The sequence below is a fragment of the Mesorhizobium sp. M8A.F.Ca.ET.208.01.1.1 genome, assembly GCF_004791315.1.
Lineage (GTDB): Bacteria > Pseudomonadota > Alphaproteobacteria > Rhizobiales > Rhizobiaceae > Mesorhizobium.
In genome coordinates this window covers 1-317 of sequence record NZ_SRUT01000241.1, presented here as the reverse complement: position 1 = coordinate 317, position 317 = coordinate 1, and the positions used below count along the sequence as shown (strand labels likewise).

At 67.2% G+C, this 317-nt stretch carries 1 protein-coding gene; it reads left to right on the top strand.

What is annotated here, in order from left to right; translation table 11 throughout:
• Positions 1–38 precede the first annotated feature (38 nt).
• A partial coding sequence (locus EN851_RS35105; protein WP_135931104.1) for a glycine--tRNA ligase subunit beta occupies positions 39–317 on the top strand: 279 nt, incomplete at its 3' end.

The following is a 317-nucleotide window of genomic DNA, read 5'->3' as shown; positions in this document are numbered from 1 at the left end:
CCGGCCCTCCCCATCAAGGGGAGGGTGGGAGCCTAATCATGCCTGACCTACTGCTAGAACTTCGCTCGGAAGAGATTCCCGCCCGCATGCAGCGCAAGGCTGCCGGCGACCTCAGGAAGATGCTGACCGACGGTCTGGTCGAGGCGGGTCTCACCTATGAGGCGGCGCGCGAATATTGGACGCCGCGCCGCCTGGCGCTCGACATCCGCCGCCTGACCGCGCGCTCCAAGGACATCCGTGAGGAGATCAAGGGTCCCTCGACCACCGCGCCCGAGCAGGCGGTGCAGGGTTTCCTGCGCAAGGCCGGCCTGTCATCG